This is a genomic window from Burkholderia sp. BCC1972, assembly GCF_905339605.1.
Taxonomy (GTDB): domain Bacteria; phylum Pseudomonadota; class Gammaproteobacteria; order Burkholderiales; family Burkholderiaceae; genus Burkholderia.
This window is the reverse complement of the sequence record NZ_CAJPGH010000101.1, coordinates 1-353: the sequence shown is the minus strand read 5'-3', so window position 1 is coordinate 353 and position 353 is coordinate 1. Positions and strand designations below refer to the sequence as shown.

Annotated in this window: 1 protein-coding gene; it reads left to right on the top strand. The window is 67.4% G+C overall.

The window, feature by feature from the left end:
- On the top strand, window positions 1-353 hold a 353-nt coding region (locus U5798_RS36985), incomplete at both ends, for a TOBE domain-containing protein (protein WP_322084894.1).

Genomic DNA, 353 nt, shown 5'->3' with positions numbered 1-353 from the left:
GTGGTCGAGGACGAGCCCGATCACATCTTCGTCGAGAGCGACGACCTCGAGGCGCGCATGTACGTGAGCCACGGCGTCACGGGCCCGCTCGGGATGCCGGTCGGCATCTCGGTGCGCCCGGAGCGCATCCACGTGTCGCGCGAGAAACCCGGCTCGAAGCACAACTGGGCGCGCGGCGTCGTGACCGACATCGCGTACATGGGCAGCTACTCGCTGTACCACGTGCGCTTGCCGAGCGGCAAGACGGTCGTGTCGAACCTGTCGAGCTCGCACCTGATGAACGACAACGCACCGGCGTGGAACGACGACGTGTTCGTGTCGTGGTCGCCGGCCAGCGGCGTCGTGCTGACGCA